This window comes from Buchnera aphidicola (Brevicoryne brassicae) (genome assembly GCF_005082825.1).
GTDB classification, from domain to species: domain Bacteria; phylum Pseudomonadota; class Gammaproteobacteria; order Enterobacterales; family Enterobacteriaceae; genus Buchnera; species Buchnera aphidicola_AK.
Map to the genome: position 1 here is coordinate 377,263 of NZ_CP034882.1, position 7,001 is coordinate 384,263.

Sequence of the window (7,001 nt, forward strand, 5' to 3'; positions counted from 1 at the left end):
TCTATTTTAAAAAAAACTCAAAGGGTAAAAAAATATGGCAACTATAGGAGCAGTAAGTGGTTTGCTTGTTAATAATTATAATATGGATATTATATCTAATAATATTGCTAATGCATCTACTATAGGATATAAAACTAGTACACCTATTTTTTTTGATATTTTTTCTCGTTCTCGTTATTCAATGATTAATCAAGGATCTGGTGTTGGTATTTTAAATGTTATCCAAAATTTTAATAATGGAATGTTAGTTGAAACAGGAAGAGATTTAGATTTAGGTATTGTAGAAGATGGTTTTTTTCGACTGTTAGATCCTCAAGGACACGTCCATTATACCAGAAACGGTCAATTTTTACTTGATGAAAATAAAAATATTATTAACATGCAGGGAATGTATCTGACTGGAACAAATAAATTTTATTCACAAGGTAATTCAGATGATACATCTAATTTAGAACCTATTAATTTAAATAATGCATATATTTGTGATGGACAAGCAACTTCTGAAATAACATTACGTGCAATTTTAAATAGCAGTACAAATTCTATTAAAAATACAGATGATTCTTTTGATGATTTATCTTCATCAGCAAATTATGTTATTGATATTTATAATAAAGAAAAACAAAAAGAAAAATTAAACATTACTTTTCATAAAAAAGATAAAAATACATGGCAAGTAAATGTACAATCAAATAAAAATTCTGATAATCAAAAGATAAAAGATATAGATAATAGTTTTGAGTTAAAATTTAATTCTGATGGTGAAATGTTATCTAATACAAAATTTGAAATTTATTCAAAAAACTCAAAATATGAAAAAATAGTTTTAGATCTAACCGGTACTGTTGAAAAACCAGAGTTTGAGAATTCTTTTGAAAAACCACATCAAAATGGATATTTAACAGGATTTTTAAAAACATTTAACATTCTTCCAAAGGGTGAAATTATTGGAACTTACTCGAATAATCAAACAAAGTCAATAGGTCAAATATTACTTTCAAAATTTGTCAATCCTGAAAAATTACAACATGAAAGTGGTAGTATGTGGTCTGCAACTAGAGAATCAGGTCAAGAAAACGTAGGTATAGCAGGCGACGAAGGATTTGGAGTTATAAGTCAAAGAACTTTAGAAGCATCAAATGTTGATTTAAATAAAGAATTAATAAATATGATTATCGCACAACGTAATTATCAATCTAATGCTCAATCTTTTAAAGCAGAAGACAAAATAATTAGTACTTTAATTAATTTAAAATAATTTATAAAAGAGATCAAAAATTATAATGGAAAATTCAATATATAACTCTATGATTGCTGCTACTCAATTATTAAATAAACAGACTATTATTGCTAATAATTTAGCAAATATTTCTACTACAGGTTTTAAAGAAAAATTTAATTATATTTTACAAAACAATAGTATAAAAAATTTGCATAACACGTATAATAAAATTGCAAAAGAGTATTATAATCTTTCTCCAGGAACTTTGAATTATACAGCAAGAAATTTAGATTTATTTGTTAAAGATAATGGCTGGTTATCAGTTAAAGACATAAATGGTCAAGAAGCATATACAAAAAATGGTCATGTAAAAATAAATTCTGCAAGAAAACTGACTATACAAGATAATGAATTAATAGGATATAACTGTAATATTACAATACCTAATAATATTAATGTAAAAATTCTATCTGATGGAGTAATTACTTCTATAGAACGAAAAAAACATGAGATTTTCGAAAAAAAAATAGGTCAATTAAAATTAGTACGGCTTCCTATAGATGATCTTATACAAAAACAAAATGGATTATTTTACCTTAAAAAAGGTAATGAATTATTTCATAAAAATCATAATTTTATCGATCATGATAATAATGTACGTATACAATCAGGAGTATTAGAAACAAGTAATGTAAATGCTGCAAAGAATATGATAGAAATGATATCAAACGCTAGACAATTTGAAGCGCAAATGAAAATGATATCTACATGTGATAAAAATTATGAGTATGCAAATCAATTAATTAATGTTAATAATTAAAAACATAGGACAAAAATTATGATTCCTTCTTTATGGATTTCTAAAACTGGTCTTGATGCTCAACAAATAAACATGAATGTTATTTCTAATAATTTAGCAAATGTTAGTACTAATGGATTTAAACGTTCTAGAGCAGTTTTTGAAGATTTAATGTATCAAACAATACGACAAGCAGGTACAAATTCATCAATTGATACAAATTTGCCATCAGGATTACAATTAGGTACTGGAGTAAGACCAGTAGCAACCGAAAGAATTCACAGTCAAGGAAATTTATCTAAAACAGATTCATTGAAAGATGTCGCTATTAATGGACCAGGATTTTTTCAAGTACAATTGCCTGATGGAAATCTAGCATATACAAGAGATGGTTCTTTTCAACTAGATCAGAATGGTCAGCTGGTAACTAATAGTGGTTTTCCTATTGTACCTGAGATTAACATACCTCCTAATGCATTAAATATTAATATAGCTAGAGATGGAGTTATTAGTGTTGCAATTCAAGGACAAACACAACCTATGTTTCTTGGTCAGTTGAATTTAATTAATTTTATTAATAATTCTGGATTAGAAAGTTTAGGAGAAAATTTATATCAAGAAACTCAAGCGTCTGGAGCACCAATTGATACTACTCCGGGATTGAATGGTACTGGTTTATTATATCAAGGATATGTTGAAACTTCAAATGTCAATGTTGCTGAAGAATTAGTTAATATGATTCAAACACAAAGAGCATATGAAATCAATAGTAAATCGATTAATACATCAGATCAAATGTTACAAAAATTATCGCAATTATAACGGTATAATTTTATATCATTTTTTATAAATAGGTTTCGATAAAACTTTATATATATTAAACGTCTATCATTAAAGGTGGCTTTTTCGTGATAAAGTTGTTTTTTTGTAAAATTAAATATTACTTAACTGCTATTTTCTTATTATTAATTCAGAGTTGTGCATCTGTTCAACATAGACCTTTAGTAGAAGGTATTACAACTGCTATAGCACCTGATATTTCTCCTAAGACTATAAATGGTTCATTATTTCAGGAGAGAATACCTATAAATTATGGATATCAACCATTGTTTGAAGATCATCGTCCACATAATGTCGGAGATACTATAACTATAGTACTACAAGAAAATATCAGTGCCAGTAATAGTTCTGCCTCTAATGTTACTCGAGACGGAACTACTAACCTAGGAGTTGGAGTAGCACCAGGTCAATTACATCCCATGTTAGGTCTGAATTTAAAAAACACGCAAGTTGGTTTAAACAGTATAGGAAAAAATGATTTTTCTGGCAAAGGAAGTAATTCAGCTAAAAATACATTTAATGGACTTATTACTGTTACTGTTCAAAAAGTTTTTCCAAATGGAAACTTAAAAGTTATAGGAGAAAAACAAGTTGCCATCAATGAAGGTATAGAATATATACGTTTTTCAGGCGTAATAAACCCTAATAATATTAATAAAAATAATTTAGTAGCATCAACTCAAATTGCTGATACTCGTATTGAATATTTAAGTCGTGGACGAATTAATGAAATTCAAAAAATGGGATGGTTACAAAGATTTTTATTAAAAATTTCTCCAATATAAGTATATATAAAATTAAATAAAAAAACATACTAAAAAATTCTATTTTTTTCTAATTTACATCTCATAAAGAACACTATTTGTTCTTTATGAGACACATATTAATTATCAAAAAAAATAAAATAATAAAAATTTTATATAAATACAAAATTTATCCAAAAATAAGATATTTACATATAGTTTAATACTTTTAAAAAAGTACATTCATAAAGGTTTTTTTATGTCTAAAACAATATCATTATTAAAATTTATTATTTTTATTTTCATTAGTTTACCTTTCTCTACTTATGCTGAAAAAATACGTGATTTAACTAGTATTCAAGGAATTCGAGATAATCAACTGATCGGTTATGGTTTAATAGTAGGACTAGATGGTACAGGTGATCAATCAACACAAGCTCCCTTTACTAATCAATCATTAAATAATATGTTATCGCAATTAGGTGTTGCTATTCCTCCAGATATTAATATGCATTTAAAAAATGTAGCAGCAGTAATTGTTACTGCTAATTTACCACCATTTAGTCATACAGGTGAAAAAATAGATGTAAAAGTTTCATCTATGGGAAATTCTAAAAGTCTTAAAGGGGGAACATTGTTAATGACTCCTCTAAAAGGTACTGATAACCAAATTTATGCCATTGCTCAAGGTGCTGTTTTAATATCTGAAAAAGATCATTCCCAAAAAAAAATACATTATATTCGTTCAAATCAAGTTAATTCTGGAATAATTAATCATGGTGCAACAATAGAGCGTGAAGTAAAAACTAATTTTGGTCAAAATAACACAATCAACTTACAATTAAATCAAGAGGATTTTAGTACGGCACAACGTATTAGCGATATGATTAATATAAAGTATCCAGATACAGCCACTCCTATTAATTCTAAAACAGTTCAATTAAGTACTTCTGCTAACAATGATGTACAAGTACACATGCTTTCTAATATTCAAGATATAGATATTTCATTGCCATCTCAAGAAGCTAAAATTGTAGTAAATCCGCGAACTGGTTCTATTGTTATTAATCAAGCAGTACAATTAGGATCATGTGTGATTTCAAGCGGTAATATTTCTATAATCTTAAATCAAACAATTAATAAAAATAAAGATTTTGATTTTTTAAAATCACTTAAAAAAAATGAAAAAAAAGAACAGTTATCAGTAGAGCTACTTAATAAAAATTACATGGATCGTATTTCTTCAAATAAAGCAAATTTGAATAATATAGTTAAATCTTTAAACGTATTAGGTACTAAACCTGATGAATTAATATCTATTTTACAATTAATGAAAAGTGCTGGTTGTCTTAACGCTAAACTGGAAATTATTTAATGAATAATAATTTAAATATTTTAAATCATAGTACACAATTTATTAATGAACTAAAATATCAAGTTCGTAATGATCCAAAAAAACATTTACGACAAACAGCTATCGAAGTAGAAAGTTTATTCATTCAGATACTTCTTAAAAGTATGAGAAATGCTTTATCAGAAGATAACTTATTAGATAGCAATCAAAGTCGTTTATATACGGAAATATATGATCAAAAAATTTCACAGGAAATGAGTAAAAAGGGAATAGGATTGACTGAAATTATATTAAAGCAAATTGATCTAAAAAAATAAAAGATAAAAGATAATTAACATATAGTAAAATATCTAGAAAAAAGAATTAAATAAGGGAAAAATATGAGTTCTATGTTAAATTCCGCCATTGCTGGGATAAATGCAATGAAAATTATGATTGATAAAACTGTTAATAAAATCAAACACCCTAATAAAAATAACCCGGAAAAACGTATTTTTTTAGAAAATACTGTGCAAGATCCTGATTTTAATTCTTCAATAAAAATAAAAGAAATATATGATAATTATAATGATTTTATTACAGAAGAAAAAAGAAAAACTAATTCTCAAGTACAATATGAACAAACTAAAATTGAACAATTATTAAAATTAGAAGATTTATTATGTGAAAAATCAAATATTTTTAATGAACTAATAAATGAACTATATGAACAAGTAAACAAAGATGTTATTTTAAATCAAAAAAATATGATTAGCACCAAAGCCCAAACAATAATTAATGCGATAGAAGATTTTGATAAACGATTAAAATTTTTAGAAAAAGATATAAAAGAATCAGTTATAAAAAATATAAACCAAATTAATTTACTTATTGAAAAAATTCATGATGCTACTATAGATATTCGTTATTTTCCTGTTGAACAACTTCCTAATAGAATTGGAAGTTTCATCGATAAAAGAGATAATCTAGTAGATGAATTAAATGACTTAATTGGAATAAAAGTTGTTAAAGATAATGATAGTTATAAGATTTATTTAAATAATGGAATCTGTATTATAGATAATAATCATAAGCAAAACTTAATACCACTTGTATCTAAATCTGATGATAGATATATTAGTGTAGGATATATTGATGAAAATGAAAAAAAAGTAAAAAAAATAGAAAATATGATTACAAGTTCTTCTTTAGGAGCTCTTCTTAAATTTCGAAGAGAAGAATTGACTAATGCAAGAAACAAGATCGGACAACTAACAGTTAAGTTTGCTGAGAGTATTAACTCTTATCACACATTAGGATATGATGTGTTTAAACATTTTGGTAAACAAGTTTTTAACGTTAGTAATCCAGAAATAATATCTAGTTCAACAAATAATTCATCTCCTATAACATCTGCAAAATGGATTTCTAAAAACAATGCTAATGATACTGATTATGTCATATATTTTAAAAATAATAATTGGATAGTAACAAGATTATCAGATCGTACTATGTTATATCCTAATGTAAAATATCAGGATAATGATAATCTATCAATTACCTTTGACGGAATAGAATTTTTAATACAAGGAAAAAATAATGATGGCGATATTTATATGATAAAACCATATTCTAAAACCCTAGAAGAATTAGAATTGTTAATAGATGAAAATGATGTATTTTCATTAAAAAATGAGACAAATAATCTAAATAGAAATAATTCTTTTTTTATAAACAATGTTAATAGAGAAATTTTATTTGATGATCATCAAGAAACTCTTGATGAATCTTATCAAAAATTTTCTAAATCTATAGCTTATGAATGCAATTCTTTAGAAGAAGAATTGCCATTTAAAAAAAATATGGCAAACATACTTCATGATAAAAAGGTATATATGTCTAATGACATTGAGCGAGATTATCAAAATTTAAATTATCAACAAGAATCTTATCTTGCAAATGTAAAGGTATTACAAATAGCAGAAACTATTTTTGACGAAATAATTGAATGCTATAGCTAAAGAGATTATAAAAAACTATATTAAATTTTATAAAAAATAAAAA

General features: G+C 25.5%; 7 protein-coding genes. All 7 read left to right on the top strand.

The annotated features are described in order from the left end of the window. The first annotated feature begins 34 nt into the window (after window positions 1-34). On the top strand, window positions 35-1,258 hold the full coding sequence (locus tag D9V66_RS01735; protein ID WP_158365729.1) for a flagellar hook protein FlgE: 1,224 nt from the start codon (window positions 35-37) through the stop codon (window positions 1,256-1,258). A 25-nt stretch (window positions 1,259-1,283) separates the two neighbouring features. Beyond that, window positions 1,284-2,042: a flagellar basal-body rod protein FlgF gene (gene flgF, locus D9V66_RS01740; RefSeq protein ID WP_158365730.1), complete on the top strand. Its 759-nt coding sequence runs from the start codon at window positions 1,284-1,286 to the stop codon at window positions 2,040-2,042. 18 nt (window positions 2,043-2,060) lie between these two features. Further along, a complete protein-coding gene (flgG, locus tag D9V66_RS01745) occupies window positions 2,061-2,843 on the top strand; it encodes a flagellar basal-body rod protein FlgG (RefSeq protein WP_158365731.1) in 783 nt (260 codons plus the stop codon). Window positions 2,844-2,929: 86 nt separating this feature from the next. Continuing rightward, complete coding sequence (locus D9V66_RS01750) at window positions 2,930-3,646, top strand: flagellar basal body L-ring protein FlgH (RefSeq protein ID WP_158365732.1); 717 nt, start codon at window positions 2,930-2,932, stop codon at window positions 3,644-3,646. A gap of 217 nt (window positions 3,647-3,863) precedes the next feature. Then, complete coding sequence (locus D9V66_RS01755) at window positions 3,864-4,979, top strand: flagellar basal body P-ring protein FlgI (protein ID WP_158365733.1); 1,116 nt, start codon at window positions 3,864-3,866, stop codon at window positions 4,977-4,979. Further along, complete coding sequence (locus D9V66_RS01760) at window positions 4,979-5,275, top strand: rod-binding protein (protein WP_158365734.1); 297 nt, start codon at window positions 4,979-4,981, stop codon at window positions 5,273-5,275. Before D9V66_RS01755 ends, D9V66_RS01760 begins: the two co-directional genes overlap by 1 nt. A gap of 63 nt (window positions 5,276-5,338) precedes the next feature. Next, window positions 5,339-6,958, top strand: a complete 1,620-nt coding sequence (locus D9V66_RS01765) for a FlgK family flagellar hook-associated protein (protein WP_158365735.1) — start codon at window positions 5,339-5,341, stop codon at window positions 6,956-6,958. Window positions 6,959-7,001 lie beyond the last annotated feature (43 nt).

Bases quoted from the DNA above. Each gene is read 5' to 3' on its own strand.
- D9V66_RS01760 (WP_158365734.1), top strand. From the start codon at position 4,979: ATGAATAATAATTTAAATATTTTAAATCATAGTACACAATTTATTAAT.
- D9V66_RS01755 (WP_158365733.1), top strand. From the start codon at position 3,864: ATGTCTAAAACAATATCATTATTAAAATTTATTATTTTTATTTTCATT.
- D9V66_RS01765 (WP_158365735.1), top strand. From the start codon at position 5,339: ATGAGTTCTATGTTAAATTCCGCCATTGCTGGGATAAATGCAATGAAA.
- flgF (WP_158365730.1), top strand. From the start codon at position 1,284: ATGGAAAATTCAATATATAACTCTATGATTGCTGCTACTCAATTATTA.
- D9V66_RS01735 (WP_158365729.1), top strand. From the start codon at position 35: ATGGCAACTATAGGAGCAGTAAGTGGTTTGCTTGTTAATAATTATAAT.
- flgG (WP_158365731.1), top strand. From the start codon at position 2,061: ATGATTCCTTCTTTATGGATTTCTAAAACTGGTCTTGATGCTCAACAA.